The following is a 26,381-nucleotide window of genomic DNA, read 5'->3' on the forward strand; positions in this document are numbered from 1 at the left end:
TGACGTCGAAGCAGGAGGAAGCGTCGACGTCTTTGGGCGCCCGTTCGGACACCCATAGCGGATGAAACTGATCCGTACTTGTTCCGGAGCTCACCCGACATCACCCGGTGTTGCGGGTCGGAGACGTTTCCGCGGCGATTCCGACAAGCCGGACGGCGTATTGTTGAATTCTTCGAGACTTCCTGACGGTGCTAATGCATGGGAACGGAGCGAGCTCAGTGAATTTCCCGAGCTGCGGAGAAACTTTCCCTTCGATCTTGCGTCCGACGAAGAAGTTTTCCAGATAGGCTCTGTGAGAGACTTCGAGCGACTCGTCGTCGAGTATCCGCGGGTCATCGAGCCTGGCCGAGTAGGTGTCGACTGGGAAGGACTGTCCGGTCGGTATGTTGCCGTCAATCTGACCTCGGCAGGTCTGGCAAGAGTGCAGAATTTCAGAATCGTGACCGACCGCGGTGTCGCGGAATTATCGGATTGGGATGCGGAATGCACGGCATGGTTGCGTTTGCTCAAGTATTGCGGCTTGGTGGCTCTCTAGGGTGAACCGGGGAGTTGGCACCTTGCATGGCGATGAAGTCGGCGGAGAGTGCTTTCGATCTACGCCGGAGACGGTGGTCGGCTGGTCTCGACTCATTGAACCCTTTCCAACCTGGTGATCATGCGGCTGGTCGTGCCCGGCGTGGCGGGCCCGGAAAGTAGAAGAGCCCCTGGTAGACGAGTGATTGCCTAGATCAACTCGTTGTCCACCAGGAGCTCCGGTGCTTTCCTACCCGTCCGCGCTGTCGGTGTCCAGCCGCGCGCTGATCACCCTGACCAACGCCCTGCAGCGCAGCCGCAACCAGCGCGGTACCCGCTGGCGGCGACTCCCGGTCAGCCGCCACGCCCTGCTCGCCCTCGCGCACCTGCGCAAGGGCGAGACCTACCCCGACCTCGCCGCCGGGTTCGGAATCGGCACCACCACAGCGTTCCGCTACATCCGCGAGGCGATCGACGTCCTCGCCGCCCAAGCCCCGACCCTGGCCGAAGCGGTCGCGGTGGCGCTACGGAAGGCGTTCGTGATCCTCGACGGGACCCTGCTGCGGATCGACCGGGTCGCCATGGCTTCGGGACGTGACCGCCCGTACTACTCGGGGAAATGGAAGTGCCACGGCATGAACGTCCAGGTCATCAGCGACCCGGCCGGGCGGCTGGTCTGGGCCTCACCGGCGCTGCCCGGTGCGCGGCACGACATGGGTGCCGCCCGCGAGCACGGGATCATCGACGCCCTCGCCGCTGCCCGGGTGCAGGTGGTCGCCGATAGCGGATACCGCGGCGCCAGCCCGACGTTCGATCTCCCGCAGCGCCGGCGACCGGCCGATCGGGACACCGGTGAGCGCCGGCGGCTCTCCCCGGCGCAGCGGGAGGTCAACGCCGCCCACGCGGCGCAACGCGGGCCTGGGGAACGCGCCAACGCGATGTTCAAGAGCTGGAAAGTCCTGCGGAAGATCAGGTGCTGCCCGCAGCGCACCACCGCGCTGGTCAACGCGATCCAAACCCTCATCCTCGCTGGCTGACGCCAAGTGGAAAGAGTTCATTGCTGACTGTTCCGCGACGGATGGAGATTCGCCACCTTCTGCTCGAGCTGGTCTTCGAGCTCGTCGATCGTCACGGACGGGGAAGCCGCCAGCGCGTCGCGAAGGCGCTCCGCGGACCAGCCGACCCGCCTGGCCGCGCGGAGAAAGTGAAGGTCGGACATGGCGACCGTGTATCGCTCGGAGACGATGACTCGCAGCCACTCGTCAAGGACGTCGTCCGGAGGCGGAGGAGAGGTGCTCCGCTCGACCAGCAACAGCATCATCGTCAGATCGTTCGTCGCTCGGTCGGCCACCTCCGGACGTCCGATGGCGGTTGCCCAGCCTGCCGGCAGTGGACTGCCGTCCTCGGTCATCGGTCACTCCTCGTGGACGCCGGTGGGGAGCTGAAGGATCCGGTCTGCACGTGCGCAACGACGCGGGCGTGAGCCCGACAGAGTGTGAGGGAGTCGGGCTTCCTGCGAGTGACTTCTCGCCGATCGTCACTTCTGTCGATCCGGCCCGCCGCCGGCTAACGACCGCCCGGTTGCGCCGGATGGACGTGCATGACTACTCCGAACTCCCCGCAGCCGACCCCCTACGAGCTGGCCCAGTGGCAGCAGTACCAGGCGTGGCAGCAGCACCAGGCCTGGCAGCAGCACCAGGCCGCCGCGCGTTCCGAGTCCGCCCGCAAGCTCGCCGGCTGGGCCATCGCCTGCGGCGGGCTCGGCTTGCTGGTGTTCGGCATCGTCCTCGGTCCGATCGCCTTCGCACTCGGGCTCACCGCGTACAACCAGCTCCTGCCGGGGCAGCGCGGCAAGAACGACGCGGTCGGGGCGATGGTCCTCGGCGTGATCGACATCTTCGCGTTCTTCGTGATCATGGCGATGCTCTGATCTGCGGCGCGACAGGCACACTCCTGCTGTCCCGTCGGCGGACAGGTCCACCACTGAGCAGCGGTGAGCAGCGGTCACCCCGCAGCGCACTGCGGCGGGGGATCGTTCGTCGTCAGGGGGTGTCGATCGTCAGCCACTCCGCGCTCAGGGAGTCGAGGAAGTCCTGCGCGTCGAACGCCTCGCCGGGCGCCAGGACACCCCGCTCCTGCGCCCGGCCGTCCAGCAGCCGCACGACCGCCTCGACGACGAGCGGCGCGGTGACCGCGTAGATGTCCCGGCCGGTCGCCGCGATGCGGCGCTCCTCCCGGCCGCGCCGGACGACGACGTCGACCACGAACACCTGCGCCGAGCGCCCGTGCTCGTCGACGGCCTGCGGCGCCGAGGTCGCCGGATCACGGACGTCCCCGAGCGCGACCGAGGCCAGGTAGTTCTCGATCCGGTTCGCGGGCAGGTGGCGCGCCATCGTGACGATCTCGCTGAACGGCACACCGACCACGGTCTGCGTCCCGATCGGGGCCGGGAACACCCATTCCCGTTCGGGGGCCGGAGCGGGTGCGGGGACCAGCTGCCCGCCGTCGACGACGAGCCGTGTGGCCGTGTTGCGCTCGCCGGTGATCCGCGTGCCCCTCGTCGGCCACCACCGGTCGAGGCCGATGCCGACGGTCACCGCGTCGATCGTGTCCCATCCCGTCGTCGCGGCGGTGGCGAGCAGGTCGGCCAGCCCGCCGTAGAACGACATCGCCGGCACCACCGCCACGTCCGGCGCGGCGCCGGGGGCTCCGTACGCGTCGTACAGGCCCTGCACCGCAGCCTGCTCGGCCGCGACGTCCAGGTAGTGCGCTCCCGCTCGGACGGCGGCGTCCGCCAGCGGACGGGCCGTGTCGAGGAACGGGCCGGCGACGTTCACGACCGCTGAGACCCCTCGTACCGCGGCGTCCAGCGCGGCCGGATCGTCGACCGACGCCGGCCGTACCTCCGACCCCGGGAACTTGTCCCCGAGGTCGTCCAGGGCCGCCTTGCTCCGTCCGGACAGCACGGGCACCAGGCCGCGCCGCACTAGTTCCGCGACCACGAACCGTCCCGTGTGGCCGTACGCCCCGTAGACCAGAACTCTGCTCTCCATGCGTCCACCTCACCAGCGCAGAGGGGTTCGTTCGAGTGTCTGATCCGACGATGTACGTACACTTTCGGACATGCACACCCTGGGGCTCGCCCTCCACCAGGACTCGATGCTGTACGAGACGGCGATCGCGTCGGAGGTCTTCGGGGTCGACAGGTCCGAGCTGTCGGCGACCGGTGAGTGGTACGACGTCGTCGTCTGCACCCCGAACGGGGTCGCCCCCGGCTGGTTCCCCGGTGCCGAGGTCCAGGACTTCGCAGCGCTGACCCGGGTCGACACCGTCCTCGTCCCGTCCACGTCCGTTCTCGACCGCGAGCCGGACGCGGAGCTCCTCTCCGCCCTCCGGGCCGCGTACGAACGGGGCGCGCGGATCGCCGCCCTGTGCACCGGCTCGTTCGTGCTCGCGGCGGCCGGTCTGCTCGACGGCCGCCCGGCGACCACGCACTGGATGCACGCCGCCGAGCTCGCGGAGCGTCATCCCCGTGTCGACGTGCGGGCGAACGTCCTCTACGTCGACGACGGGCAGGTCCTCACGTCGGCGGGCAAGACCGCGGCGCTCGACCTCTGCCTGCACCTCGTCCACCTCGACCACGGCACCGCCGCGGCGAACGGGCTGGCGCGCACGCTCGTCGTCCCGTCGCACCGCCCCGGCGGCCAGCAGCAGTTCATCGTCGCGCCGGCCGACCCCGTCGTGACCGACGAGCTCGCTGCGGCGCTCGACTGGGCGCGCACCCGTCTCGACCAGCCGATCACGGTGCAGGGGCTCGCGGACCGGGCCCGGCTCAGCAGCCGGCAGCTCGCCCGGCGGATGCTGGCCGAGCTCGGTGTCGCCCCGCTGACCTGGCTCCACGACCAGCGGATCCGCCGTGCGCAGGACCTCCTCGAACGTACCGGCGCCTCCGTCGAGGAGATCGCCACACGCTGCGGCATGGGCACCGCGGCGACGCTCCGGCGGCGGTTCCGGCACTCCCTCGGCGTCAGCCCGACGGCCTACCGGGCCGCCTTCCGGAGCTCCCACGAGCTCCGCCCGAGCCCCGGCTGAGGCCGACGGTGCCTGCGGGCTCAGGGCGTGGACGACGTCCCTGGTCGGTGGGCCGGGCCGGGGAGGCGTGCGATGTCGGCCAGCCACTTCTTGAGCAGCACCGTCTCGGGGGCACCGAGGACCGTGTTGTCGTCCGGCAGCGCGAGAAGGGTCGCCGCCGCCCGGGCGAGGTGGGGCTCCTCCGCCGGATGGTGGGCGGGCCGGCTGCCGCCGGTGACGGCCGCGATGGTGGCCTCGCGCATGTCGGCCGACAGTCCCGGGTCGGGACGGGCGGTGATGATCTGTTGCAGGGTGACGCCGATGTTGGCCGCGAGGATGTGGGCCGCGGCCCGGTCGGGCTCGACGGCGAGTCGTCCGCGGGCGGCCGCCTTCCGCGTCAGGCCGAGGAGGATCGTGGTGGGCCGTTCCTGTGCCGCGGGTCGGCGGCCCGGCGTGACCTGGCCGTACATCAGGGCGTAGAAGCCGGGGTTGGCGATGCCGAACTCGACGTGGGCGTCCCAGCCGTCGCGGATGTCCTGGATCGGGTCGCCGCTGGGCTCGTGCTCCTGCTTGGCGGACAGGTACTGCTCGAACCCGTGCTCGACGACGGCGTCGAGCAGCCCCTCCTTGCTCCCGAAGAAGTGGTAGAGCGTGGGCAGCCGGACACCGGCGGCGTCGCAGATCGCACGCAACGGGACGGTCTCGCCCGGGGACGCCGCGATCAGGTCGGCAGCGGCGCGCAGCAGCCGGTTCCTGGTCCCGCCGGGGGGTTCGTGTCCCACGACTCCACCTTAGGTCGACCGGGTCGGGTCACTGCCACGACGCTCAGCACCGGCGACGGCGCCGCGACCCGCTCAGCGGGTGGTGTAGCCGCCGTTGGCGAAGATCGTCTGGCCGGTGATCCACCAGCCCTCGGTCGCCAGGAACCGCACGATGGGCGCGATGTCCTCGATCCGGGTGAGCTGGTTGCCCATGGCCATCGACCGGTGGAACTCGACCCGCTCCGGGGTCTCCTGGGGGTAGAAGAACGGAGTGTCCATCGGGCCCGGGGCCACGCTGTTGACCGAGATCCCGCGCTCGGCGAACTCCTTGGCCGCGGCACGCGTGAAGTGCTCGACCGGGGACTTGCCACCGGCGTAGGTGGAGTAGCCGTCGGTGAACGCCGCCAGCAGCGCGGTCACGATGGTGACGATCTTGCCGTTGTCGGCGAGGTTGCGGCCGGCCTCCTTGATGAAGAAGTAGGCCGCCTTCGAGTTGATGTCGAACATCGAGTCGTACTCGTCCTCGGTGGTCTCCACGATCGGCTTGCGGAGCACCTTGCCCACGGTGTTGACCGCGACGTCGATCGGTCCGAGCGATCCGGTCGCATCGGCGAAGAGCCGCTCGACGTTCGCCGGGACGGTCAGGTCCCCGGACAGCAGGACCCCCTGGCTCCCGGCGGCCTCGACGGCCTTCAGCGTGTCCTCCGCCTCGGGACGGGACGACTCCGAGTTGTAGTGGATCGCCACGTTCGCCCCGGCCTCGGCGGCCTGCCGGCTGACCAGGCCACCGAGGTTCTTGCCGCCCGCGGCGACGAGCACGTTCTTGCCCTGCAGCGTGTGAGTGGCCATGTCTCCTCCTATATCGACTGACCACTCCTGTGTATCAGAGATACAGAACGGGTGTCGAGTCGATCCAGGACCCCCGTCAGGCCGCGGTGAGGCTCACGCCCGTCAGCTCCTGCGACAGGTCCCAGATCCGCGCCGCGTCCTCCTCGCTGCGCAGCGGCCGGTACAGGTCCTGCTCCCCGGGGCCGCCGCCGAGGTGCCCGAGCCCCGTCGGCCCGTAGAGCCGCCCGCCCTGCGCGTCCGCGGACGTCGCGGCCAGCAGCGCGGGCAGCTGCGCCGTCGCGACCGTCCCGATCAGGACCCCCCACCGCGACAGCGCCCGGATCACGTGCACCTGCGGGGTGTCCCGGGCGCGCCCGACCTCGGGCCGGGCGGAGAGCAGGCTCGTCGGCACGACCCCGGGGTGGGACAGGTTGCTCGTGATGCCCCAGCCGCCCGCCCGGCTGCGCCGGTCGAGCTCCAGTCCGAACAGCCCGAGGGCGACCTTCGACTGGCCGTAGGCGCGGGAGCCGTCGTAGGAGCGGTCCCAGTTCGGGTCGTCCCAGTGGATCGCGCCCCGGGCGGCCGCGATGCTGACCTGCGAGGTCACCCGGCCCCGGCCGGCGCGGAGCAGCGGCATCAGGTGCCCGACGAGTGCGACGTGACCGAGGTGGTTCGTGCCGAGCTGCAGCTCGAAGCCGTCGGCCGTCGTCTTCCGGTCCGGCGGGGTCATGACGCCGGCGTTGTTCACCAGCAGGTGGATCGGCCGGTCCTCGCCGCGCAGGGTCTCGCCGAGCGCGGCCACGGACGCCAGCGACGACAGGTCCAGCTCGCGCAGCGACACGTCGGCATCGGGGTGCTCCCGGCGGATTCCGGCGACCGCGGCCTCGCCCTTGCGCGGGTTGCGGACGGGCATGACCACCTCGGCCCCGGCGGCGGCGAGCCGGGTGGCGATGCCGAGGCCGACCCCGTCGCTCGCGCCGGTGACGACGGTGCGCCGCCCGCGGAGGTCGGGGACGGTGATGTCGGGCGTGCGCGGCATGGCGTGTCTCCTCGGGGTTCCGGGCGGTACCCGTCCAGGCTCACGCGCCGGCGGGTCCGTATCCACGGCCCGCCGATCCGTGGCTGCGGCCGTAGCGGGGGATCGACGATCCGTGGTCCGGCCGGCTGTCGCGCGGTAGGAACGGGGTCGTGATCGAGGGGGAGGGTGGTGGGCCGTGATCGACCGGACCGGGCTGGCGGAGTTCCTCCGGCGACGACGGGGTGCGCTGCAGCCCGAGGACGTCGGGCTCCCGCGCGGACGGCGCCGCCGGACCGCCGGGCTGCGGCGCGAGGAGGTCGCCGCCCTCTGTCACATGTCGGCCGACTACTACGCGCGCCTCGAACGGGAACGCGGGCCCCAGCCGTCGGAGCAGATGCTCGCGTCGATCGCGCAGGGCCTGCACCTCTCCCTCGAGGAGCGCGACCACCTGTTCCGGCTCGCCGGGCACCACCCGCCGCTGCGCGGGGCGGCGAGCGAGCACATCGGTCCCGGCCTGCAGCGCATCCTCGACCGCCTCGCCGACACCCCCGCCGAGATCGTCACCGAGCTGGGGGAGACGCTGCGGCAGAGTCCCCTCGGCGTCGCCCTGACCGGCGACACGACCGGCTACACCGGCCCGGCGCGCAGCCGCGGCTACCGCTGGTTCACCGACCCGGACACCCGCCGTCTGTACGCGCCGGAGGAGCACGCGTTCCTCTCCCGGATGTACGCCTCCGGCCTGCGGGGGCTCGTCACCCTGCGCGGGCCCGGGTCGCGGGCCGCGTACCTCGCCGACCTCCTCCTCGGGCAGAGCGAGGAGTTCGCGGCCCTGTGGGACGAGCACGAGATCGGCATCCGCCCGCGGGACACCAAGACACTGGTCCACCCCGAGCTCGGCGTGCTGGAGCTGAACTGCCAGACGCTCGTCGACCCGGAGCAGTCGCACATGCTGTTCGTCTACACCGCGGTACCGGGCAGCGAGAGCCACGAGAAGCTCCAACTGCTGTCCGTCATCGGGGCGCAGCCGCTCGGCCCGGCCGCACCCGGACACCCCGGCGACGGTCTCCCGGTGACGTAACGGGCGGCGGGCAGGCAGCCGAGTCCGAGCGCGTCGGCCCCGTCACCCGACGGACTCGACACGGGGCCCGGGGCTGGGGGACCGATGCTCGCGCTCGTCGTGATCATGCTGATTCTGCTCGGCTGGGCCCTGGTCGCGGGCCGTCTCGCGCGGTTCAGCGTCACGATGCCGCTGGCGATGCTGGTGGCCGGTGTCCTGCTCACCGCGGGGTCCGACCCGGTGTTCGTCTTCGACCTCGAGTACGAGTCGGCCGAGCACGTCGTCGAGGTCGTCCTCGCGATCCTGCTGTTCACCGACGCGACCGAGGTGCCGGGCGGCGTCCTGGGGCGGGAGCCGCGGCTGACCCTGCGGCTCCTGCTGGTCGCCCTCCCGCTGTCGCTCCTGCTGGCCTGGGGCGGCGGCGTCCTCCTGCTCGGCGGTGCGGGCATCTGGATGGCGGCCGTCCTCGCGACGATCGTCATGCCCGTCGACCTCGCACCCGCGGTCGCCTTCGTCCGGGACCGACGTGTGCCGGAACGGCTGCGGGAGCTCGTCAACGTCGAGAGCGGGCTCAACGACGGCATCGTCGCGCCCGTCTTCCTCCTCGCACTCGCCGCGGCGACCGCGGCCGGTGCGGAGTCCATCGAGGAGGCCGCGATCGACGGCGTCCCCGCGCTGGGCATCGCGATCCTGGTCGGCGCCGTCGTCGGTGTCGCCGCCGCGCGGGTGCTGCGCCGGTCGCTCGTCGCGGGGTGGAGCCAGCCGTCGGCGCTGCGCATCGGGGTGCTCGCCCTGCCCCTGCTCGCCTACGGGGGCGCGGTCGTCGCCGGGGGCAACGGGTTCGTCGCCGCGTTCGTCGCCGGCGTGTTCTTCGAGCCGGTGGCGCGCCGGCTCCCGGCGGGCACCCTGCACCTCGCCGAGGACGTCGGGCACCTGCTGTCGCTCGCGCTGTGGTTCGTGTTCGGCGCGATCGTGAACCAGACCCTCGCCGCCGGGTCGGTGACCTGGCAGATCGTGCTCTACGCGGTGCTCGCGCTGACCGTCGCCCGGGTGCTGCCGGTGGCGGCCGCGCTGATCGGGACCGACCTCTCCGCGCGCGACCGCCTCGTCGTCGGGTGGGTGGGTCCGCGGGGGATCGCGACGCTCGTGTTCGGAATGCTCGCGTTCATCGACCTGCCCCCGCCGCAGGAGGACCTCGCGCTCACCGTCGCCGTCGTGACCGTGGTGGCCAGCATCGTCGTCCACGGCCTGTCGTCGGGGCTGGTGTCCCGGTCCTACCCGGCGACGACGGCCGGCGACCCCGGGCCGTCCCCCGGTGGCGAGCCGGCGGGGGACGGCCGGGGACGGGTGGGCCGGACCACCTGGCGGTGGCGGCGCCGGTGACCCGGCCCGGGCTCAGAAGGCGAGGCGCCGCACCGACTCCGGGCGGAGGACGACGCGCAGGAGCCCGTCCTGGGAGAGGATCGCCGCGAGATCGGCGGCCCGGACCGGGTCGTCGAGGTCCCAGTAGCGCGCGGCGAGGCGGGCGGCCAGGTCGTGCGCCCCGTCGGTCTCGACCGTGGCCCGGCCGCTGACCGACACCCAGCGCTCGCGCTCCTCCACCGGAGCGGCGACGACGAGTGCGGCACGCGGGTCACGACGCAGGCGGCGCACCTTCAGCGCGTCCGGCTCGGTGAAGAGCTGGACCGCGCCGTCGGTGGTGGCCTCGAACCAGACCGGCCGGGCCTGCGGCGGCTGCGGACCCTCGGCGAGGGTCAGGAAGCCGTGCAGCGGGCGCCCGAGGAACTCGATGTCCTCGGCGGTCAGGGTGCTGGTGGTGGTGCTCATGGTGGTCCTCTCCGTGGTCCTGTCCCGGGTGTCGGTGTGCGCTGCGGTCACCGGTCCCACGCCCCGGCGGCCGCGGCCCGGACGACGTAGTCCTCGAAGGGACGGGGCTCGCGGCCGAGCACGGTGGCGACGCCGTCGTCGGTCCCGGCGATCTCCCCGCGCGCCATGAGGACGAACATCTCGGCGACGTGGTGGGCGTCGTCCGGGCCGACACCCCGCCCGACCAGCTCCGCGGTGTACGCGGCGGGGGAGACCTGCTCGTAGGTGAGGGACCGCCCGGTCGCCCGGGAGATCAGCTCGACGGCCTCGGGGAAGGTCACCGGACGCGGCCCGGTGAGCTCGTAGGTCCGCCCGGCGTGCCGGCCGGGCCCGGTCAGCACGGCCGCCGCGACGTCGGCGACGTCCTCCAGATCGACGAACGCCTCCGGGACCTCTCCGGCCGGCAGGGACAGCCCGCCGGCGACGAGCGGCGCGTGGAAGAGGTCCTCGTCGAAGTTCTGGGCGAAGTTCGACGGCCGCAGCACGGTCCACTCCAGCGCCGAGCCGCGCACGGCGTCCTCGGCCGAGCGCATGTCCCGCCCGAACGACGAGTCGCCCCAGGTGTCGGCGCCGTGCCCGGAGAGCAGGACCAGGCGTCGCACGCCGGCCGCGGCGGCCCGGGCGACGAACTCGTGGACCGGGCCGGGCACCGTCGGCGGGACGACGTAGGCGGTGGTGACGCCGTCCAGCGCCCGGTCCCAGCCGGCCGGGTCGGACCAGTCGAACGGGGTCGCGCTGGACCGGGACGCGGCGCGCACCGGGACCCCGCGCAGCCGCAGGCGGGCGGCGACCCGCCGGCCGGTCTTGCCGGTGGCGCCGAGGACGAGGGTGGTGTCGGTGGTGCTCATGACGACGATTCAACGGCTGATTGCCGGACGAATCCATGGGTGAGGAGCCGGATCGCCTGTGTGTTCGTCTAACCTCGGAGACGTGGATGCCTTCGCCGACCTCTTCCGCGGGGTGCGGGCCCAGGGCTCGCTCTTCGGCAGCACGACCCTGACCGCGCCGTGGTCGTTGCGGTTCGTCGACGGCGCCAAGCTCACGCTGTGCACCGTGCTCGAGGGCGGGGGATGGCTCCTCCCGGACGGGCACCCGCCCGAGCACCTCGCCGCCGGCGACACGGTGATCCTCCGGGGGCCCGGCCTGTTCTCCTTCGTCGACGTGATCGGGACGGCTGCCGAGCCGATCGAGTGCGGTGAGGACTGCGCGACCCCCGAGCAGGGCGGGACGCTGCACCGGCTCGGGTGGCACGACCGCGGCGAGGGCGACGGCGACGGTGCCACCACGCTGGTCGTCGGCGCCTACCCGGTGGGCGGTGAGATCGGCAGGCGGCTGCTGGACGCGGTGCCCGACGTCCTGCGCATCGAGCCGGACGGGACGGCCGACGCCGTGCGGGACCTGCTGGCCGCGGAGGTCGCCGTCGACGCGCCGGGGCAGCAGGTCGTCCTCGACCGGTTGCTGGACTGGATGCTCGTCTGCTCGCTGCGCGAGTGGTTCGACCGGCCCGGCGGCGCGCCGCCCGCCTGGTACGCGGCGCACCGCGACCCCGTCGTCGGCCACGCCCTGCGGCTGCTGCACGCCGAGCCGGCAGCCCCGTGGACGGTCGCGTCGCTCGCCGACCGGGTGGCCGTCTCGCGGGCGACGCTGGCGAAGCGGTTCGCCGACCTCGTCGGGGAGCCGCCGCTGACCTACCTGACCCGGTGGCGCATGACCCTGGCGGCGGACCTGCTGTCCGGGCGCGAGACGACCACGATCGCCGAGGTCGCCCGCGAGGTCGGCTACTCCGACGCCTTCGGGTTCAGCGCGGCGTTCAAGCGCGTCCGCGGTGTCACGCCGAGCGCGTTCCGCCTGGCCGGCGCCGCGGCCACCTGACGGGCGACGCCGGTCAGGTCCGGGCGGGCTCACGGGCGGGCACCCGTGCGAGGAAGTCCTGCACGAGCTCCAGCACGGTCTGCGGGTGGCTCTCGATCAGGAAGTGGCCGCCGCCGGGAACGAGGTGGATCTCGGCGCCGGGGAGGTCCCGGGCGAACGCCCGCGCCCCGTCCGGGCCGAAGATCTCGTCGTTCTCCCCCCACACCGCCAGCAGCGGGACCTGGGACTCGCGGAACCAGGCGTGCAGCTCCGGGTAGAGCGGCGGGTTCGTCGCGTAGTCGCGGAACAGGCTGAGCTGGGCCGCCGCCGAGCCGGGGCGGGCCATCGAGGCGGCGTCGACCGTCCAGCAGTCGGGGTCGACGAGCTCGGGCCGGTCCACGCCGTGCAGGTACTGCCACCGGATCGCGGGCTCGTCCAGCGCGGCGCGCACCGCCGGTTCGGTGCCGGGGCCGGGCGCGTCGGCGTAGGCCCACACCGGCGCCCAGAAGCCGGGGACGAAGCCGTCGTCGTAGGCGTTGCCGTTCTGGCTGATCACGGCGGTGACCGCCGCCGGCCGCCGCAGCGCGAGGCGCCAGGCGATCGGGGCGCCGTAGTCCTGCACGACGACCGTGAACCGCTCCACGCCCAGCTCGTCGAGCAGCGCCTCCGTCACGTCGGTGAGCGCGTCGAAGGTGTAGTCGAACGAGCCGGCGCCGGGGGCGTCGGAGTGGCCGAACCCGATGTGGTCGGGCGCGATCACGCGGTAGCGCTCGCCGAGCGCCGGGATCAGCGCGCGGTACATCCGGGAGCTGGTCGGGAAGCCGTGCAGCAGCAGGACGACGGGCGCGTCGTCCGGTCCGGACTGCCGGACGAACACCCGGTGACCGGCCACGTCGAGACGGCGGTGCAGCACCTCGGCCATGTCTAACCTCCTAAATAAGTTTTGATGGTTAGATAGGAGCATGGGTCGTCAGCCGGGGTCAAGCGGCCGGACCGGGAGCTACGCTCGCGGCATGGCCGATCCACGTCCGCTGACGGGGGAGCCGTTGCCGCTGGACCTGCTCAACACCCGGTGGGTCGAGCACGGCGAGGAACGGGACCTGCTGTCGGACCCCGGCGGCGTGGCCGCCTGGCTCGCCGGGCACGGGTTCGGCACCCCCGACGGCGAGCGGGCCGGTGCGGCGCTCCGGAGCGCGCGGAGCGTCATGACCGGACTCCTCGACGACCCGGTGGCCAACGCGGCCGCGTTCGACGAGCTCCTCGCTCACGGCCGGCTGCGCCGGGGGTACGGCCCGGACGGCGCCGTCACCCGGCCCGAGGTCGACGACGCCGACCTGCTGCCGGCCTGGACCGCGGCCGAGGCGCTGCTGCGGCTGCTGGAGACCCGTCCGGACCGGATCCGGCGCTGTGCCCACGACGACTGCGTCCTGCACTTCCTCGACACCACCCGCAGCGGCACGCGGCGCTGGTGCTCGATGACGTCGTGCGGTAACCGGACCAAGGCGAACCGCCACTACGCGCGGAGCCGCGGCGCCACGTGAGGCGGTCGGGGGAATCGGTGACCGTCGGCAGTCTCACACGGGTTGTTGTCACCCATCTGATGTGCGACAACGTCATCCGTTCGATGGCGTTATCACTGTTCGAGCTTGCGGAGGGTCGGGGGCTCGGTACGGTCCCGCCACATGCGCACCTCACGTCACTCCCGTCGCCGCCTGCCTGCCATCGGCACAGGCGCGGGCGCCGTGCTCGTCGCCCTGGCGGTCGTCGCTGCCGGTGACGTGGCGGTGCCGAACACACAGTCCCCGGCCTACCGCGCGGTCGCCGCGGCCCAGGAGGAGCCACCGGGGGGCGGTGACTCCGACGACGGGGGCGGGTCCGGTACCTCCTCCTCGCAGGACGACAGCTCGGACGACTCGGGCGGCTCCGGCGACTCAGGCAGCTCGGGCGGCTCCGGCAGCTCGGGCGGCTCCGGCAGCTCGGGCGACTCGGGCGACTCGGGTGGCTCGGGCGGCTCCGACCGGCCCGGCCTCCCCAGCCTCCCCGGCCTCTCCGATCTCACCGGAGGGATGATCTCGATCGACGGGACCGACTACCCGAACCCGCTGCAGCTGAGGAACGGTGGCCCGGTCTCCAGTGCGGCGATCTGGGAGAACACCCGCCGCGAGGAGCTGCTGGCCGACTTCCGCGAGAACGTCTACGGCCAGAGCCTGCCGATGCCGACCGAGCAGACCTTCGACGTCACCCCGACCGATGTCGGCGACGTGACGCGCAAGATCGTCAAGATCGACATCACCGGGCCGGAGGGGACGGGCAGCTTCGACCTGAAGCTCTTCATCCCCAAGGGCGAGAGCAAGCCGCGCGGGACCTTCCTGATGATCGACCACCGCGGCTCGGTGAGCGACGACCCGACCCAGTCGTCGGACTACGCGCCGGTCTCGAAGATCACGAAGGCCGGCTACGCCTTCGCCCAGATCGACGCCGAGCAGATCGCTCCCGACGACAGCGACAGCTACCGCAGCAAGATGATCAACCTGTTCCACGACTCCGGGCAGGACCTCCCCGACGACGCCGGTCGCGCCATCAGCGCCTGGGCGTGGGGCGCCAGCCGGGCCATGGACTACCTCGAGACCGACCCCGACATCGACGCCACGAAGGTCGCGGTGATCGGCCACTCGCGGGGTGGCAAGGCGTCGCTGTGGGCCGGGGCGCAGGACACGCGCTTCGCCGCCGCCATCACGAACAACTCCGGGTCCACCGGAGCCAAGCCGGCCCGGCGCGGCGACGGAGGCGTCGGCGGCGAGACCGTGGCGCGGGTGAACGAGTCGTTCCCGCACTGGTTCCCGCAGACGTACAAGAAGTTCAACGACGACGTCGACGCGCTGCCCGTCGACCAGCACCAGCTGCTGGCCCTGGTCGCCCCGCGACGGGTGGTCGTCGGGAGCGCGGCCGACGACTCGAACGCCGATCCCGAGGGCGAGTTCCTGTCGTACGTCTCGGCGTCGAAGGTCTACGAGCTGTACGGGCTGGGCGACACCGGCCTCCCGTCCCCGGACTGGAAGCCGGCCACCGACACCGCGTTCCGCGGTCCGGCGATGAGCTACCACCTCCGTTCCGGCGGGCACGGCCTGCAGGGCGAGGACTGGGACATGTACCTCGACGGGAACCTGTTCGCCCGGTGACCGACGCGGTCAGCCCGACGCCACCGCCAGCAGCGCGAGCGGCGCGGGCACCGCGATCAGGACGAGGAGCACGGCGTTGACGACCCGGTGCTCCCGCAGGATCGCGACGAACTCGCGCAGCACCGCGCTCGGCCAGTAGTACCCCGCCGTCGGCGCCCCGGCGGCCTGGGCGTCGACGCCCAGCCTGCGGGCCAGGACGGCGGCCCGGAACACGTGGTAGTCGCTGGTCACGATCAGGCCGGGGCCGGCCGGGTCCGGGTCGCCGCGCACCAGTTCGTCGCTGAGCCGGAGGTTCTGCTCGGTGGTGCGTGACGCGGTCTCGGCACGCAGCAGCGCGGGGTCCGCGCCGTGGTCGACCGCCCACCGGCGCATCGCCTCGCCCTCCGCGAGCCGTTCGTCGTCGCCCTTCCCGCCGGACAGGACCAGCATCCGTGCGCCGCGACGGTCGAGCTCGGTCATCCCGGCCCGGATGCGGTCGGCCAGCAGCGGCGGCACCGCACTGCCGTGCAGGCCGGAACCGAGCACGACCACCCAGTCCGCCGGACGGTCCCGCACCAGCCACCGGTACAGCCGCGCGTAGCCGAGGAACGCGACGAACTGGAAGGCGAGGAAGTACGCGGCCAGCGCGCACAGGATCCACAGCGCCCGCAGCCAGACCGGCCCGGTGAGCATCACCGGCACCGCGACCGCCAGCAGCACGACGATCAGCAGCCCGGCGAGCAGTGACAGCGAGTTCCCGAGGCTCACCCGTTCCCGGCGCAGCATGACCGCCCCGTTGAGGATCAGGAACACGGCGAACACGAGGGCGAGCAGCGGGGACGTGACGGTGAGCAGCACGATCGTGCCGAGGACCGGGTTGCTGCCGGCGAACCCCAGCGTCGCGACGGCGTTGCCGAGCAGCACCGCCGCAGCGAGGAGCCAGTAGGCGTTGCTCAGCCGCCGGGGCTCGCGGCGCACCCGCCGCACGACGAACGTGCAGACGACGGCCGTGACGACGAGGGGGACGACCAGCACGGCCACGGAGATCAACAGGTTCGTACCACCGGACACCGGGCCATCCTGCCCAGCGACGGTGCCACCCGATCGAGACCGTCCGGGATGCCAGGATCGGGGCATGCCCCTGAACGTCCACCACTCCGGCGACCCGGACGGCCCGCCCGTCCTCGCGATCCACGGCGTCACCGGTCACGGCCTGCGGTTCCGCCCGCTGTCCGGCGCGATGCCGGACCTGCGCTGGACCGCCGTCGACGTCCGCGGCCACGGACGTTCCCCGTGGACGCCGCCGTGGAACCTGGAGCGGCACGTCGCCGACGCGCTGCAGGTGCTCGACGACGAGGGGACCGGCCGGGCCGTCGTCGTGGGTCACTCGTTCGGCGGCGCGATCGCGACGCACCTGGCGCGGACGGCGCCGGAGCGGGTGAGCCGGCTGGTGCTCCTCGACCCGGCGATCGGGCTGGACCCGGAGCTCATGCTCGCCAACGCCGAGGAGTTCCGCGCCGACGCCTCGTGGGCGACGCCCGACGAGGCCCGCGCGGCCCGGACCGAGACCTGGCCCGGGGTGCCCGCCGAGCGCGTCGACGCCGAGATCGAGGCCCATCTCGAACAGCGCGACGGCGCCTGGCGCTGGCGCTACTCGCGGGCGTCGGTCATCGCGGCGTGGGCGGAGATGGCGCGCCCCGCCGTCGTCCCGCCGTCCGGTCTGCCCACACTGGTCGTGCCGGCGACCGGCGCCGACTTCGTCTCCGACGCCTGGCTCGACGCCTGCCGGGCCGAGCTCGGCGACGACCTCACGGTCGCCCCGATGGACACCGGGCACATGGTCTACCTGGAACGACCCGCCGAGGTGGTGGAGCTGCTGCGCGGTTTCCTCGGCTGAGGCGTGCCGGGGCTGTGGCAGGATCGGCGCATGGCCTGCCCGGACGACCAGCGGCTGCGTGACCTCGCCCGGCTGCGCCGCGTCCGGGACCGGATGGACCGCGAGTACGCCCGCCCGCTCGACGTCGAGGCGCTCGCGCGGGGCGAGCACATGTCGGCCGGGCACCTGTCCCGGGAGTTCCGCCGGGCCTACGGCGAGTCGCCCTACAGCTACCTGATGACCCGCCGCATCGAGCGGGCGATGGCGTTGCTGCGCCGCGGCGACCTGTCGGTGACGGAGGTCTGCTTCGCGGTCGGTTGCTCGTCGCTCGGCACGTTCAGCACCCGGTTCACCGAGCTCGTCGGCATGCCGCCGAGCGTGTTCCGCCGCGAGGCCGCCCGCGGGACCGAGGGCATCCCGGCGTGCGTCGCGAAGCAGGTCTCCAGACCGGTCAGGAATCGAGAAGCCCCGGAGCGCTCGCCCTCCCTAGCGTGACGTGCATGGACATCAGCATTCACTCCAGCTTCCTCCCGCACACCGACGCCGAGGCGTCGCTGGCCTTCTACCGCGACGCCCTCGGCTTCGAGGTCCGGCTCGACGTCGGCTACGCCGACATGCGCTGGATCACCGTCGGCCCGCCCGACCAGCCCGCCGTGTCGATCGTCCTCGCCCCGCCCGCCGTCGACCCGGGCGTCACCGACGAGGAGCGCAGGGTCGTCACCGAGATGATGGCCAAGGGCACCTACTCGGCGATCCTGCTCGCCAGTAACGACCTCGAGGCCGCGTTCGACAAGGTCCAGGCGAGCGGGGCCGAGGTCGTCCAGGAGCCGATCGACCAGCCGTACGGGGTACGTGACTGCGCCTTCCGCGATCCCGCGGGCAACATGGTCCGCATCCAGCAGCGTCCGGCCTGACCGGCCGCAGGGGGGAACACACACGATGACCACGCAGCACGCCGCGGACAGCCACGACCTCATCCGCGTGCACGGGGCTCGGGAGAACAACCTGCGCGACGTCAGCGTCGAGCTGCCGAAGCGCCGGTTGACCGTGTTCACCGGCGTGTCCGGCTCCGGCAAGAGCTCGCTGGTGTTCGCGACGATCGCGGCCGAGTCCCAGCGGATGATCAACGAGACCTACAGCACCTTCGTGCAGGGCTTCATGCCCACGCTGGCCCGGCCCGACGTCGACCTGCTCGACGGTCTTACGACGGCGATCATCGTCGACCAGGAGCGGATGGGCGGCGACGTCCGCTCCACCGTCGGCACCGCGACCGACGTCGGCGCCCTGCTGCGGATCCTGTTCTCCCGGCTCGGCGAGCCGCACGTCGGGTCGGCGAAGGCGTTCTCCTTCAACGTCGCGACGATCAGCGGGTCCGGCGCGGTCACCGTCGAGAAGGGCGGCAGGCAGATCAAGGAGCGCCGCAACTTCGAGATCGTCGGCGGTGCGTGCCCGCGCTGCGACGGGAAGGGCACCTCGTCGGACTACGACCTCACCGCCCTGTTCGACGCCGGCAAGTCGATCAGCGAGGGCGCGCTGACGATCCCGAACTACTCGGTCGACGGCTGGTACGGGCGGATCTTCTCCAACTCCGGGTTCTTCCCGGGCGACAAGCCGATCAGCTCCTTCACGAAGCCGCAGATGGACGCGCTGCTCTACAAGGAGCCGACCCGGATCAAGGTCGACGGCGTCAACGTCACCTTCGAGGGCCTGATCCCGCGGATCGAGAAGTCGTTCCTGTCCAAGGACCGCGAGGCGATGCAGCCGCACATCCGCGCGTTCGTGGACCGGGCGATCGTGTTCCGGACGTGCCCCGAGTGCGACGGCACCCGGCTGTCCGAGCTCGCCCGGTCGTCGCGCATCGACGGCGTCAACATCGCCGACGCCTGTGCGATGCAGATCGACGACCTGGCGGAGTGGGTCCGTGGCCTGGAGGCACGTGCCGCGGACGACGCGGAGCGCGGCTCGGCGCTGCGCGGGGTGGCGCCGCTGCTCACCTCGCTGCGGGAGACGCTCGACTCGTTCGTCGAGATCGGCCTCGGCTACCTCAGCCTGGACCGGCCCGCGGGGTCGCTGTCCGGTGGCGAGGCGCAGCGCACCAAGATGATCCGGCACCTCGGGTCGTCGCTCACCGACGTCACCTACGTCTTCGACGAGCCCACCATCGGGCTGCACCCGCACGACATCGCGCGCATGAACGACCTGCTTCTGCGCCTGCGGGACAAGGGGAACACCGTGCTCGTCGTCGAGCACAAGCCGGAGACGATCGTGATCGCCGACCACGTCGTCGACCTCGGGCCGCGCGCCGGGTCCGACGGCGGCCAGGTCGTCTTCGAGGGCACCGTCGACGAGCTGCGGGCCGGCGGCACGCTCACCGGCCGGCACTTCGACGACCGCGCGTCGCTCAAGGAGTCCCTGCGCACCCCGACCGGTGTGCTCGAGGTGCGCGGCGCGGACAGCCACAACCTGCGCGACGTCGACGTCGACATCCCGCTCGGGGTGCTGACCGTCGTCACCGGGGTCGCGGGATCCGGCAAGAGCTCGCTGATCCACGGCTCGGTGGCCGGGCGGGACGGCGTCGTCGTGGTCGACCAGGGCGCGATCAAGGGCTCGCGGCGCAGCAACCCGGCCACCTACACCGGCCTGCTGGAGCCGATCCGCAAGGCGTTCGCCAAGGCCAACGGGGTCAAGCCGGCGCTGTTCAGCGCGAACTCCGAGGGCGCCTGCCCGAACTGCAACGGCGCCGGGGTGATCTACACCGACCTGGCGATGATGGCCGGCGTCGCCACCACCTGCGAGGTCTGCGAGGGCAGGCGGTTCGACTCCTCGGTGCTCGAGTACACCTTCGGCGGCCGCGACATCAGCGAGGTGCTCGCGATGTCGGTGGCCGAGGCGGAGAAGTTCTTCGGCGCGGGGGAGGCCCGGACCCCGGCCGCGCACAAGATCCTCGACCGGCTCGCCGACGTCGGGCTGGGCTACCTCAAGCTCGGCCAGCCGCTGACCACGCTGTCCGGCGGGGAGCGGCAGCGGCTGAAGCTGGCCGTGAACATGGGGGAGTCCGGCGGCGTCTACGTCCTCGACGAGCCGACCACCGGCCTGCACCTCGCCGACGTCGAGCAGCTGCTCGCGCTGCTCGACCGGCTCGTCGACGCCGGCAAGTCGGTGATCGTCATCGAACACCACCAGGCGGTCATGGCGCACGCGGACCGGATCATCGACCTCGGCCCGGGGGCCGGGTACGACGGTGGCCGGGTGGTCTTCGAGGGCACCCCGGCCGAGCTCGTCGCCGACCGCTCGACACTGACCGGGCAGCACCTCGCGGAGTACGTCGGGGCATGACGGCGGGCGGGCCGGTGCTCCCGGCCCGCCCGGCCTCACCGGCCGGCGGCGACCTCGCCGCGGCGGGGAGCGCGGTAGGTCAGGCTGCGCAGCCACCCGTCCAGCGGTCCCGGACGTCCGGCCCGCTCCAGCAGGCACGCGAGCACCAGCCCGGTCAGCCACACCCCGACGGCGACGGCCGCGCCGCCCGCACTGCTCACCGCGGCCCCGAGGCCGAGCACGGCCGGCGCGAGCAGGGCGAACAGCATCGCCTCCTGCAGCACGTAGAACGTCAGCGACCGCTTGCCCAGCGCGGCCAGCGCCCAGGTCACGAGGCCCTGCCGGTCCTGCAGTGCGTGCCCGGCCAGCCCGAACGCGGCCGTGTAGGCGAGCCCGCCGACGACACCCGTGAGCACGTGGAGGGTGACGGCGACACCGCCGGCGACGGGACCGGGCTGCCACACACCGGCGCCGATCAGCGCCCCCGGGACTCCCCCGAGCACGGAGACGGCGACTCCGGCGACGACCGCGCGACGCAGCTGCGGGCGGTACTCACCGGCCCGTTCCAGGAGCCGTCGCCGGCCCGCCCACATCCCGGCGAGGACGCCGACGAGCATCGGCCAGCCGACCAGCTGCAGGAGCGGGAACGCCGGGTAGCCCACGAACCGCACGGCGACACCGGCGAGGTAGCCGCCGTCGTCGGCGGGCGGGACGAACCCGGTGGATCCCGTCCCCCACACCACCCCGATCCAGAGGACGGGCATCAGCACGAGGTAGACCGCGCCGACCACGACGAGCGTCCGGCCGAGCGCCCGGTCGGACCGGAAGAGCAGCCCGCCGACCAGGAGCGTCGCGACGCCGTAGAAACCGAGCACGTCCGCACCGCCCAGGACGCTCGCGTGCAGCAGCCCGAACAGCAGCAGGTACCAGCCGCGGCGGCGCAGGACACGGCGTGCCCCGGCGTCGGTGGATCCGCGGGCGAGCTGCCGGGCGACGATCGTCGCCAGGCCGTAGCCGAACAGCGCCCCGAACATCGGGTAGGAACGGTTGTCGACGAGGAGCAGCATGACGGCGTCGACGACGTGGTCGAGGCCCGTCTCGCCGAGCGGGCGGCTGACGAACCCCGGCGCGCCGCCGACCAGGAGCGGCGGCACGTGCGCGAGTGCGATCAGCAGCAGCATCGAGCCGCGCGCGAGGTCCGGGGCGAGGCTGCGGGGCGGGGCGGTCACGGGTCCGGTCACGGTCCGAGTCAGACACGGCGGACGGACGGACCGCAGCGGACTTTCGTCGCGCAGGGGACGAACCTTGGTCGGGGTTCAGCCGCCCATCTCCGCCACCGTCTGCAGCAGGCCCTCCCATGCGGTGCGGCTGTCGGCGTCGTCGCGGTGCGCGGAGCGGAACCAGCGCAGGAACTCGCCGAGATCGGCCAGCAGCCAGCGCACCCGGTACAGCTCGAGCGCGTGCGGGTCCGGCTCGACGCCCGTGATCGCGGTGTAGGCCGAGAGGTCACCCGCGGCGACGGCGAGGTCCCGCTCCGGGACGCCCAGCCCGACGGTGTCCCAGTCGATCAGCAGGAACCCGTCGTCGCTCCCCAGCAGGTTCCCGGGGTGCGGTTCACCGTGGGTGACGACGGCGGTCCGCCCGGCGAGGTCCAGCCGGTGGGCGAGCGCGTCGGCATCCGCGAGGTACTCGCGGATCGCACCCGCGTGCGTGACGACGGCCTGACGGGCGGGCTCGGAGTACGGGCCGCCCGTCCAGGAGACCTCCTGCCCGGCCAGCGCGGCGTCGATCACCGCCCGGTCCGGGACGTCGGGGGTGTGCACCGGGGTGCCCGCCGGCGGCGTGGCCGTGTGCAGCCGGGCCAGCAGGGTGAGGACCTCGTCCCGCGCGGCGGGGGAGAGCTCGGTGTGGAAGTCGTGGCTGCTCGCGTCGACGTGGGCGAACACCGTCAGTGCCCACCGCCCGTCGAGGTCGACGACGAGCTCCTTGTCCGGTGAGGGCTCCGCGGCGACGACGAACCCCAGGCCGTCCGCGCGCAGGGCGGCCGCCGTCTGCAGGGCCGCCCGGTACCCGTCGAGCGCGGCCGTCGCGGTGGCGCCGCACTGCGGCTTGTCGGTCAGGTCGGAGAGCTTGACGAACCAGCGCCGCCCGTCGGTGCCGGTCGCCGCCCAGTGGTAGTCGCCGAAACCGACCGCGCGGTAGTGCAGCTCACGGACGTCGATGCCGTGCCACGAGGACAGCGCGGAACGGACGTCGGCGTCGTCGAAGCCGGCCGGTCGGTACTCCATGCGGGGAATATCCCGCGCCGCGGCGTCGCGGTCGACCCGGAAAGCGGAACGGGGCCCGGGACGCGATGCGTCCCGGGCCCCGCCGGAGAACCGGGTATCAGCCGACCGAGTCGCCCGAGCCGGACTGCTGGGCGCAGTTGTCCGACTGGTCGGTGACCGAGTCGCCGCTCTTCGCCTCGCCCGAGCCCAGGATGCCGAGCGCGCCGGTGAGGCCGTTGGCGGCACCGAGGTCCTCGACCGGGACCTGCACGCCGAGCGCGTTGACCGGCACGTTGTTGTTGCACGCCTGGATCGGCACGTCGACGTTGTTGCCGTTGGCGACGCCGCCGAGCAGGCCGTCGGCGCTCTTGTCGATGCCGCTGCCGCCGGAGTCGCCCTCGCCGCCGTCCTCGTCGGCGAAGGCGAGCGGGCTGAGCGCGAGCAGCGATGCGGCCGACGCGGCCACGACCATTCCAGCCTTCTTCAGCACAGTCAGTCTCCTGTCGAGTCGCGGGCCTGTCGTGTGACCTGCCCGGGCGTGCCGGTGCTGCGAACGAGGGGGAGCCCGCACCGGCTGATGAAGACCGTATTGCCGCGAAAACTGCGCTGTCGAATTCGGGAATGCCATCGTGTGACGACATCACCGAGGGTTTTCGTTATTGCTCCGATGAGGTGGAGACGAAAGATGACGAATTGCACGTACCGCCATGCGGACGGCCGCCGGCCGTGCCCCGGGGTCAGTGCCGCAGCGCGTCCCGGATCTCCCTGAGGATCTCCGTCTGCTCGCGGACGGCTCCGATGAGGACGGTGATCTGGTCGTCGCCGTGCCGCATCTCCTGGTACAGCGCGCTGACGGCGTACGCGGTCGCGGCGGTGTGCCCGTCGGTGGCCTCGGCGTAGTCCTTGGCCCGGTCCGCGGACTCCAGCAGCTCCAGGGCGTGCTCGATGACGTGCTGGCCGCTCTCGCGGTGGCTCTGAGGTTCGGGCATGTCCGAATGCTACCCATTCGGGTGATCTGTCGATCGCGACTTCCGTCGCACGGCCCGCGACCTTCGCCGGGTGCGCGCGTGCCGTCCGGGGGAGCAGGGTCGAACCGGTACGGGGACGAGGGGGACCGATGGACGGGCGTGACACGACGATGCCGGAGCGGCTGGCACTGGTGCTGCTGGCGCCGGGCACGGGCCGGTTCGTCGTCGACCACCAGCGGACCGAGCGCGCGCTCGCCGGTGCGGTGCTGCTCGATCTCGCCGCGCGGGGACGGCTGGAGACCGACGGCTACCGGAACCCGCGGGTCCGGCTGGTCGACGGGCCGGGAGCGGACGTGGTGGCCGAGCGGGCCACGCGGTTGCCCGCCGGCTGGTTCCGGGCGCGTCGCGGCGTGACCCGGCTGGTCCCCGGGCTGCGGACGGCGGTGCTGGACGCGCTCGTCCGGGGCGGGCACGTCGACCGGGAGCCCGGCGGGTTCCTGCGGTTCGCGCGCTGGTGGCCGGACCCGGCACTGCGCGAGACGCTCCTGGCGGGGATGGCCGCGGCGCTGCGCGACGGCGTCGCGGTCGATCCGCGGGTCGCCGGGCTGGTCTCGCTGCTGCACGCGACGCGGGCCGAGCACCGGGTGCTCGACGGGCGCCGCCGCGAGCTGCGCGACCGCGCCCGGGTCGTCGCCGACGGCGACTGGGCCGGCCCGGCGGTCGCCGCGGCGGTCCGGGAGGTGCAGGCCGCGGCCGCTGCGGCGGCCGCCGTCACCGCGACCGCGGCGAGCGGCTCGTGACCGCGCGGCAGGGCCACCGGTGGGGGGACGGCGTGGGTCCGTGGGGGATGCCCACGCCCGGGGCGGGAACGGGGAGATCCTGACCGCTCCCATCGGCCCGGCGGGTGGGCACGGCGTCCACGAGGGACGCCGTGCCCGCCCGATCCGGGGGAATCGTCCTGGACTCCCGGCCCCCGCCGCCTATGGTCGACGCGTGATCCGCCCCGCCGTGATGTCCGCGATCCTGATGGTCGCGGTCGCGGCGGCCGGGCTGACGACCGGCGGGGCCCTCCGGGTGGACGGTGCCGGCCGGATCGCGCTGCTGGTGCTCGGTCTCGCCGCGATCGCGTGCATGCCGCTGCGCTACCGGTACCCGTGGGTCTTCGCGCTCGGCTCGCTCGTGGTCGGCAACATCGCCCCGCTCGCGACCTACCTGCCGCTGGTCGGGGTGTTCGTCATCGCGACCCGCCGCCGCACCAGCGAGACCGTCCTGGTGCTCCTGCTGTCGGTCGTCGCGGCGACGATCAACATCTACCACGGCATCCCCGACCTGCAGACGATGCTGGTCCTGCTCGGCGGGGCCATGGGTTTCCTGGCGACGTCGGCCGTCGCCGGGCTGCTCACCGGGATCCGGCGGGCGATGGTGGACGACCTGCGGGACCGGCTCGCCCGCGCCGAGATCGACCGGGCCGTGCGCGACGAGCAGGCCCGGACCGCCGAGCGCCGCCGGATCGCCGGCGAGATGCACGACCGGCTCGGGCACCGGCTGTCGCTGCTGTCGGTGCACGCCGGGGCGCTGGCGCTGCGCGACGACCTCTCCGCCGAGACCGTCCGCGAGAGCGCGCAGGTGCTGCGGGACACCACGCACCGGGCGATGGAGGACCTCCGGACGATCGTCCAGGTGCTGCACGAGCCGGTGGACCCGGAACGCCCGGACGACACCGAGGACCTCGCCGCCGTCGAACACCTGGTGGGCGAGGCGCGCGCCGCCGGGGCGGACGTGTCGCTGCGGTCGACCGCGCTGCTCATGATGTCGCCGCCGGGGCGCCCGCTCGCCGGCGTCGCGTACCGGGTGGTGCGGGAGGGCCTGACGAACGCGGCCCGGCACGCGCCGGGCGCTGCGGTCGAGGTCGTCCTCACCGGGCGGCCGGGGCGGGACCTCACCGTCACCGTCACCTCGGGGTGCACCGGGGACCGGCCCGCCCCGGAGGGTGCCGGCACCGGCCTGGTCGGACTGCGCGAGCGCGTGGAGACGCTGACCGGCGGGACCCTCGCCCACGGCCCGCTGCCGGACGGCTACCGGTTGCGCGCCACGCTGCCCTGGACGAAGGAGATCGCGTGACCGACATCGAGATCCGGGTGCTGCTGGTCGACGACGACCCGCTCGTCCGGGCCGGGCTCAAGGTGATGCTCGACGGGCACACCATCGCCGCCGCCGGGGAGGGCCCGGAGCGGCGGATCCGGATCGTCGGCGACGCGGGGGACGGCGACGAGGTCCCGGACGCGGTCCGCGCCGGCCGCCCGCACGTCGTCCTGATGGACCTCCGGATGCGGCGGGTGAACGGGGTGAGCGCCACCCAGCTGCTGACCGCCGAACCCGACCCGCCGACCGTCGTCGTGCTGACGACCTTCGACGCCGACGAGCACGTCGTGCGCGCGTTGCGTGCGGGCGCGAGCGGGTTCCTGCTCAAGGACGCCGACCCGGAGCAGATCGTCGAGGCCGTCCGGGCCGCCGCCGACGGCGACGCGGTGCTGTCCCCGGCGATCACCCGGCGGCTCATCGGGATCGTCGCGGGCGGCGCAGGCCCGGTCGACCGCCGCCGCGGCGCCCGCACCCGGCTGGACCGGCTCGCCGAGCGGGAGCGCGACGTCGCCGAGGCCGTGGCCCGCGGCGGCTCCAACGCCGACATCGCCGAGGAGCTCCACATGTCGGTGGCGACGGTGAAGTCGTACGTGTCGAAGCTGCTGCGCGAGCTCGGCCTGGACAACCGGGTGCAGATCGCGCTGCTGGTCCGCGACGCCACCGATTAGTTCCCGGCGGCCCGCCGGTCGG

General features: G+C 73.0%; 29 protein-coding genes. 16 read left to right on the forward strand and 13 right to left on the reverse strand.

The window, feature by feature from the left end; genetic code table 11:
* The first annotated feature begins 61 nt into the window (after positions 1-61).
* Together PP1_RS27440 and PP1_RS27445 are read left to right on the forward strand one after the other, a co-directional pair.
* Entirely contained in the window at positions 62-535 is a 474-nt protein-coding gene (locus tag PP1_RS27440) for a hypothetical protein (RefSeq protein ID WP_139323903.1), read from the forward strand.
* Positions 536-755: 220 nt separating this feature from the next.
* Complete coding sequence (locus PP1_RS27445) at positions 756-1,550, forward strand: IS5/IS1182 family transposase (RefSeq protein WP_010227053.1); 795 nt, start codon at positions 756-758, stop codon at positions 1,548-1,550.
* A 17-nt stretch (positions 1,551-1,567) separates the two neighbouring features.
* Here the strand turns inward: PP1_RS27445 and PP1_RS27450 are convergent, their stop codons facing one another.
* Positions 1,568-1,924 carry a hypothetical protein gene (locus tag PP1_RS27450; protein ID WP_075314456.1) on the reverse strand — a complete coding sequence of 119 codons (357 nt, stop codon included), beginning with the start codon at positions 1,922-1,924 and terminating at the stop codon, positions 1,568-1,570.
* A gap of 189 nt (positions 1,925-2,113) precedes the next feature.
* Between PP1_RS27450 and PP1_RS27455 the strand changes: the two genes are divergently transcribed.
* Entirely contained in the window at positions 2,114-2,443 is a 330-nt protein-coding gene (locus tag PP1_RS27455) for a hypothetical protein (protein WP_010227319.1), read from the forward strand.
* Between the two features lie 112 nt (positions 2,444-2,555).
* Here PP1_RS27455 and PP1_RS27460 read toward each other — a convergent pair whose 3' ends face one another.
* Positions 2,556-3,566, reverse strand: coding sequence for a saccharopine dehydrogenase family protein (locus tag PP1_RS27460; protein ID WP_029239372.1), 1,011 nt, complete (start codon positions 3,564-3,566; stop codon positions 2,556-2,558).
* A 70-nt stretch (positions 3,567-3,636) separates the two neighbouring features.
* Between PP1_RS27460 and PP1_RS27465 the strand changes: the two genes are divergently transcribed.
* Positions 3,637-4,605, forward strand: coding sequence for a GlxA family transcriptional regulator (locus PP1_RS27465; RefSeq protein ID WP_010227323.1), 969 nt, complete (start codon positions 3,637-3,639; stop codon positions 4,603-4,605).
* A 20-nt stretch (positions 4,606-4,625) separates the two neighbouring features.
* Here PP1_RS27465 and PP1_RS27470 read toward each other — a convergent pair whose 3' ends face one another.
* The 3 genes from PP1_RS27470 to PP1_RS27480 form a co-directional block, all read right to left on the reverse strand.
* Positions 4,626-5,366 (reverse strand): TetR/AcrR family transcriptional regulator, encoded by a 741-nt coding sequence (locus tag PP1_RS27470; protein WP_010227325.1) that lies wholly within the window; start codon positions 5,364-5,366, stop codon positions 4,626-4,628.
* A gap of 72 nt (positions 5,367-5,438) precedes the next feature.
* Positions 5,439-6,194 (reverse strand): SDR family oxidoreductase, encoded by a 756-nt coding sequence (locus tag PP1_RS27475; RefSeq protein WP_010227329.1) that lies wholly within the window; start codon positions 6,192-6,194, stop codon positions 5,439-5,441.
* Between the two features lie 76 nt (positions 6,195-6,270).
* Positions 6,271-7,212, reverse strand: coding sequence for an SDR family oxidoreductase (locus tag PP1_RS27480; RefSeq protein ID WP_010227331.1), 942 nt, complete (start codon positions 7,210-7,212; stop codon positions 6,271-6,273).
* 175 nt (positions 7,213-7,387) lie between these two features.
* Between PP1_RS27480 and PP1_RS27485 the strand changes: the two genes are divergently transcribed.
* Both PP1_RS27485 and PP1_RS27490 read left to right on the forward strand, forming a co-directional pair.
* Positions 7,388-8,269: a helix-turn-helix transcriptional regulator gene (locus PP1_RS27485; RefSeq protein WP_010227333.1), complete on the forward strand. Its 882-nt coding sequence runs from the start codon at positions 7,388-7,390 to the stop codon at positions 8,267-8,269.
* Between the two features lie 84 nt (positions 8,270-8,353).
* Positions 8,354-9,631 carry a cation:proton antiporter domain-containing protein gene (locus PP1_RS27490; protein ID WP_083697170.1) on the forward strand — a complete coding sequence of 426 codons (1,278 nt, stop codon included), beginning with the start codon at positions 8,354-8,356 and terminating at the stop codon, positions 9,629-9,631.
* A 12-nt stretch (positions 9,632-9,643) separates the two neighbouring features.
* Here the strand turns inward: PP1_RS27490 and PP1_RS27495 are convergent, their stop codons facing one another.
* Both PP1_RS27495 and PP1_RS27500 read right to left on the reverse strand, forming a co-directional pair.
* Complete coding sequence (locus tag PP1_RS27495) at positions 9,644-10,075, reverse strand: pyridoxamine 5'-phosphate oxidase family protein (protein WP_029239373.1); 432 nt, start codon at positions 10,073-10,075, stop codon at positions 9,644-9,646.
* 47 nt (positions 10,076-10,122) lie between these two features.
* Complete coding sequence (locus PP1_RS27500) at positions 10,123-10,962, reverse strand: NAD(P)H-binding protein (protein ID WP_010227339.1); 840 nt, start codon at positions 10,960-10,962, stop codon at positions 10,123-10,125.
* An 82-nt stretch (positions 10,963-11,044) separates the two neighbouring features.
* Between PP1_RS27500 and PP1_RS27505 the strand changes: the two genes are divergently transcribed.
* Complete coding sequence (locus tag PP1_RS27505; protein ID WP_010227340.1) at positions 11,045-11,986, forward strand: AraC family transcriptional regulator; 942 nt, start codon at positions 11,045-11,047, stop codon at positions 11,984-11,986.
* Positions 11,987-11,999: 13 nt separating this feature from the next.
* On the opposite strand, the gene PP1_RS27510 is transcribed toward PP1_RS27505, so the two are convergent.
* Positions 12,000-12,887: an alpha/beta fold hydrolase gene (locus tag PP1_RS27510; RefSeq protein ID WP_010227343.1), complete on the reverse strand. Its 888-nt coding sequence runs from the start codon at positions 12,885-12,887 to the stop codon at positions 12,000-12,002.
* A gap of 91 nt (positions 12,888-12,978) precedes the next feature.
* Here PP1_RS27510 and PP1_RS27515 point away from each other — a divergent pair, with 91 nt between their 5' ends.
* Positions 12,979-13,506 carry a CGNR zinc finger domain-containing protein gene (locus PP1_RS27515; RefSeq protein ID WP_010227345.1) on the forward strand — a complete coding sequence of 176 codons (528 nt, stop codon included), beginning with the start codon at positions 12,979-12,981 and terminating at the stop codon, positions 13,504-13,506.
* Positions 13,507-13,647: 141 nt separating this feature from the next.
* A complete protein-coding gene (locus tag PP1_RS27520) occupies positions 13,648-15,144 on the forward strand; it encodes a dienelactone hydrolase family protein (RefSeq protein WP_050802290.1) in 1,497 nt (498 codons plus the stop codon).
* Positions 15,145-15,153: 9 nt separating this feature from the next.
* Here PP1_RS27520 and PP1_RS27525 read toward each other — a convergent pair whose 3' ends face one another.
* Positions 15,154-16,194: a YdcF family protein gene (locus tag PP1_RS27525; protein ID WP_010227349.1), complete on the reverse strand. Its 1,041-nt coding sequence runs from the start codon at positions 16,192-16,194 to the stop codon at positions 15,154-15,156.
* Positions 16,195-16,258: 64 nt separating this feature from the next.
* Here PP1_RS27525 and PP1_RS27530 point away from each other — a divergent pair, with 64 nt between their 5' ends.
* Genes PP1_RS27530 through PP1_RS27545 form a run of 4 tightly spaced genes read left to right on the forward strand, consistent with a single transcriptional unit; the run spans position 16,259 to position 20,335 of the window.
* A complete protein-coding gene (locus PP1_RS27530; protein WP_010227351.1) occupies positions 16,259-17,020 on the forward strand; it encodes an alpha/beta fold hydrolase in 762 nt (253 codons plus the stop codon).
* A 30-nt stretch (positions 17,021-17,050) separates the two neighbouring features.
* Positions 17,051-17,494 (forward strand): helix-turn-helix transcriptional regulator, encoded by a 444-nt coding sequence (locus PP1_RS27535; protein WP_010227353.1) that lies wholly within the window; start codon positions 17,051-17,053, stop codon positions 17,492-17,494.
* 5 nt (positions 17,495-17,499) lie between these two features.
* The gene (locus tag PP1_RS27540) at positions 17,500-17,913 is read left to right on the forward strand and encodes a VOC family protein (RefSeq protein ID WP_010227355.1); all 414 of its coding nucleotides are present in this window, start codon (positions 17,500-17,502) and stop codon (positions 17,911-17,913) included.
* Positions 17,914-17,938: 25 nt separating this feature from the next.
* Entirely contained in the window at positions 17,939-20,335 is a 2,397-nt protein-coding gene (locus PP1_RS27545; RefSeq protein ID WP_010227357.1) for an ATP-binding cassette domain-containing protein, read from the forward strand.
* 35 nt (positions 20,336-20,370) lie between these two features.
* On the opposite strand, the gene PP1_RS27550 is transcribed toward PP1_RS27545, so the two are convergent.
* The 4 genes from PP1_RS27550 to PP1_RS27565 all read right to left on the reverse strand — a co-directional run bounded on the left by PP1_RS27550 (position 20,371) and on the right by PP1_RS27565 (position 23,570).
* Positions 20,371-21,543, reverse strand: coding sequence for a DUF418 domain-containing protein (locus PP1_RS27550; protein ID WP_010227359.1), 1,173 nt, complete (start codon positions 21,541-21,543; stop codon positions 20,371-20,373).
* A gap of 87 nt (positions 21,544-21,630) precedes the next feature.
* On the reverse strand, positions 21,631-22,602 hold the full coding sequence (locus PP1_RS27555; RefSeq protein WP_010227362.1) for a phosphotransferase: 972 nt from the start codon (positions 22,600-22,602) through the stop codon (positions 21,631-21,633).
* Between the two features lie 97 nt (positions 22,603-22,699).
* Complete coding sequence (locus PP1_RS27560) at positions 22,700-23,071, reverse strand: hypothetical protein (protein WP_075296295.1); 372 nt, start codon at positions 23,069-23,071, stop codon at positions 22,700-22,702.
* Positions 23,072-23,318: 247 nt separating this feature from the next.
* Positions 23,319-23,570: a hypothetical protein gene (locus PP1_RS27565; RefSeq protein ID WP_010227366.1), complete on the reverse strand. Its 252-nt coding sequence runs from the start codon at positions 23,568-23,570 to the stop codon at positions 23,319-23,321.
* A 128-nt stretch (positions 23,571-23,698) separates the two neighbouring features.
* Here PP1_RS27565 and PP1_RS27570 point away from each other — a divergent pair, with 128 nt between their 5' ends.
* The 3 genes from PP1_RS27570 (at position 23,699) to PP1_RS27580 (ending at position 26,359) form a co-directional block, all read left to right on the forward strand.
* Positions 23,699-24,349, forward strand: coding sequence for a GOLPH3/VPS74 family protein (locus PP1_RS27570; protein WP_075314452.1), 651 nt, complete (start codon positions 23,699-23,701; stop codon positions 24,347-24,349).
* 193 nt (positions 24,350-24,542) lie between these two features.
* Positions 24,543-25,670, forward strand: coding sequence for a sensor histidine kinase (locus PP1_RS27575; RefSeq protein ID WP_010238060.1), 1,128 nt, complete (start codon positions 24,543-24,545; stop codon positions 25,668-25,670).
* Positions 25,667-26,359, forward strand: coding sequence for a response regulator (locus tag PP1_RS27580; RefSeq protein WP_075314450.1), 693 nt, complete (start codon positions 25,667-25,669; stop codon positions 26,357-26,359). Before PP1_RS27575 ends, PP1_RS27580 begins: the two co-directional genes overlap by 4 nt.
* Positions 26,360-26,381: the final 22 nt, after the last annotated feature.

It is taken from the genome of Pseudonocardia sp. P1, assembly GCF_000178675.2.
Classification (GTDB): Bacteria; Actinomycetota; Actinomycetes; order Mycobacteriales; family Pseudonocardiaceae; genus Pseudonocardia.

Excerpts from the sequence above, each read along its gene's own strand:
- PP1_RS27440 (WP_139323903.1), top strand. The coding sequence starts at position 62 with ATGAAACTGATCCGTACTTGTTCCGGAGCTCACCCGACATCACCCGGT.
- PP1_RS27450 (WP_075314456.1), bottom strand. The coding sequence starts at position 1,924 with ATGACCGAGGACGGCAGTCCACTGCCGGCAGGCTGGGCAACCGCCATC.
- PP1_RS27455 (WP_010227319.1), top strand. The coding sequence starts at position 2,114 with ATGACTACTCCGAACTCCCCGCAGCCGACCCCCTACGAGCTGGCCCAG.
- PP1_RS27460 (WP_029239372.1), bottom strand. The coding sequence starts at position 3,566 with ATGGAGAGCAGAGTTCTGGTCTACGGGGCGTACGGCCACACGGGACGG.
- PP1_RS27465 (WP_010227323.1), top strand. The coding sequence starts at position 3,637 with ATGCACACCCTGGGGCTCGCCCTCCACCAGGACTCGATGCTGTACGAG.
- PP1_RS27475 (WP_010227329.1), bottom strand. The coding sequence starts at position 6,194 with ATGGCCACTCACACGCTGCAGGGCAAGAACGTGCTCGTCGCCGCGGGC.
- PP1_RS27480 (WP_010227331.1), bottom strand. The coding sequence starts at position 7,212 with ATGCCGCGCACGCCCGACATCACCGTCCCCGACCTCCGCGGGCGGCGC.
- PP1_RS27490 (WP_083697170.1), top strand. The coding sequence starts at position 8,354 with ATGCTCGCGCTCGTCGTGATCATGCTGATTCTGCTCGGCTGGGCCCTG.
- PP1_RS27495 (WP_029239373.1), bottom strand. The coding sequence starts at position 10,075 with ATGAGCACCACCACCAGCACCCTGACCGCCGAGGACATCGAGTTCCTC.
- PP1_RS27500 (WP_010227339.1), bottom strand. The coding sequence starts at position 10,962 with ATGAGCACCACCGACACCACCCTCGTCCTCGGCGCCACCGGCAAGACC.
- PP1_RS27510 (WP_010227343.1), bottom strand. The coding sequence starts at position 12,887 with ATGGCCGAGGTGCTGCACCGCCGTCTCGACGTGGCCGGTCACCGGGTG.
- PP1_RS27515 (WP_010227345.1), top strand. The coding sequence starts at position 12,979 with ATGGCCGATCCACGTCCGCTGACGGGGGAGCCGTTGCCGCTGGACCTG.
- PP1_RS27520 (WP_050802290.1), top strand. The coding sequence starts at position 13,648 with ATGCGCACCTCACGTCACTCCCGTCGCCGCCTGCCTGCCATCGGCACA.
- PP1_RS27530 (WP_010227351.1), top strand. The coding sequence starts at position 16,259 with ATGCCCCTGAACGTCCACCACTCCGGCGACCCGGACGGCCCGCCCGTC.
- PP1_RS27535 (WP_010227353.1), top strand. The coding sequence starts at position 17,051 with ATGGCCTGCCCGGACGACCAGCGGCTGCGTGACCTCGCCCGGCTGCGC.
- PP1_RS27540 (WP_010227355.1), top strand. The coding sequence starts at position 17,500 with ATGGACATCAGCATTCACTCCAGCTTCCTCCCGCACACCGACGCCGAG.
- PP1_RS27545 (WP_010227357.1), top strand. The coding sequence starts at position 17,939 with ATGACCACGCAGCACGCCGCGGACAGCCACGACCTCATCCGCGTGCAC.
- PP1_RS27555 (WP_010227362.1), bottom strand. The coding sequence starts at position 22,602 with ATGGAGTACCGACCGGCCGGCTTCGACGACGCCGACGTCCGTTCCGCG.
- PP1_RS27565 (WP_010227366.1), bottom strand. The coding sequence starts at position 23,570 with ATGCCCGAACCTCAGAGCCACCGCGAGAGCGGCCAGCACGTCATCGAG.
- PP1_RS27570 (WP_075314452.1), top strand. The coding sequence starts at position 23,699 with ATGGACGGGCGTGACACGACGATGCCGGAGCGGCTGGCACTGGTGCTG.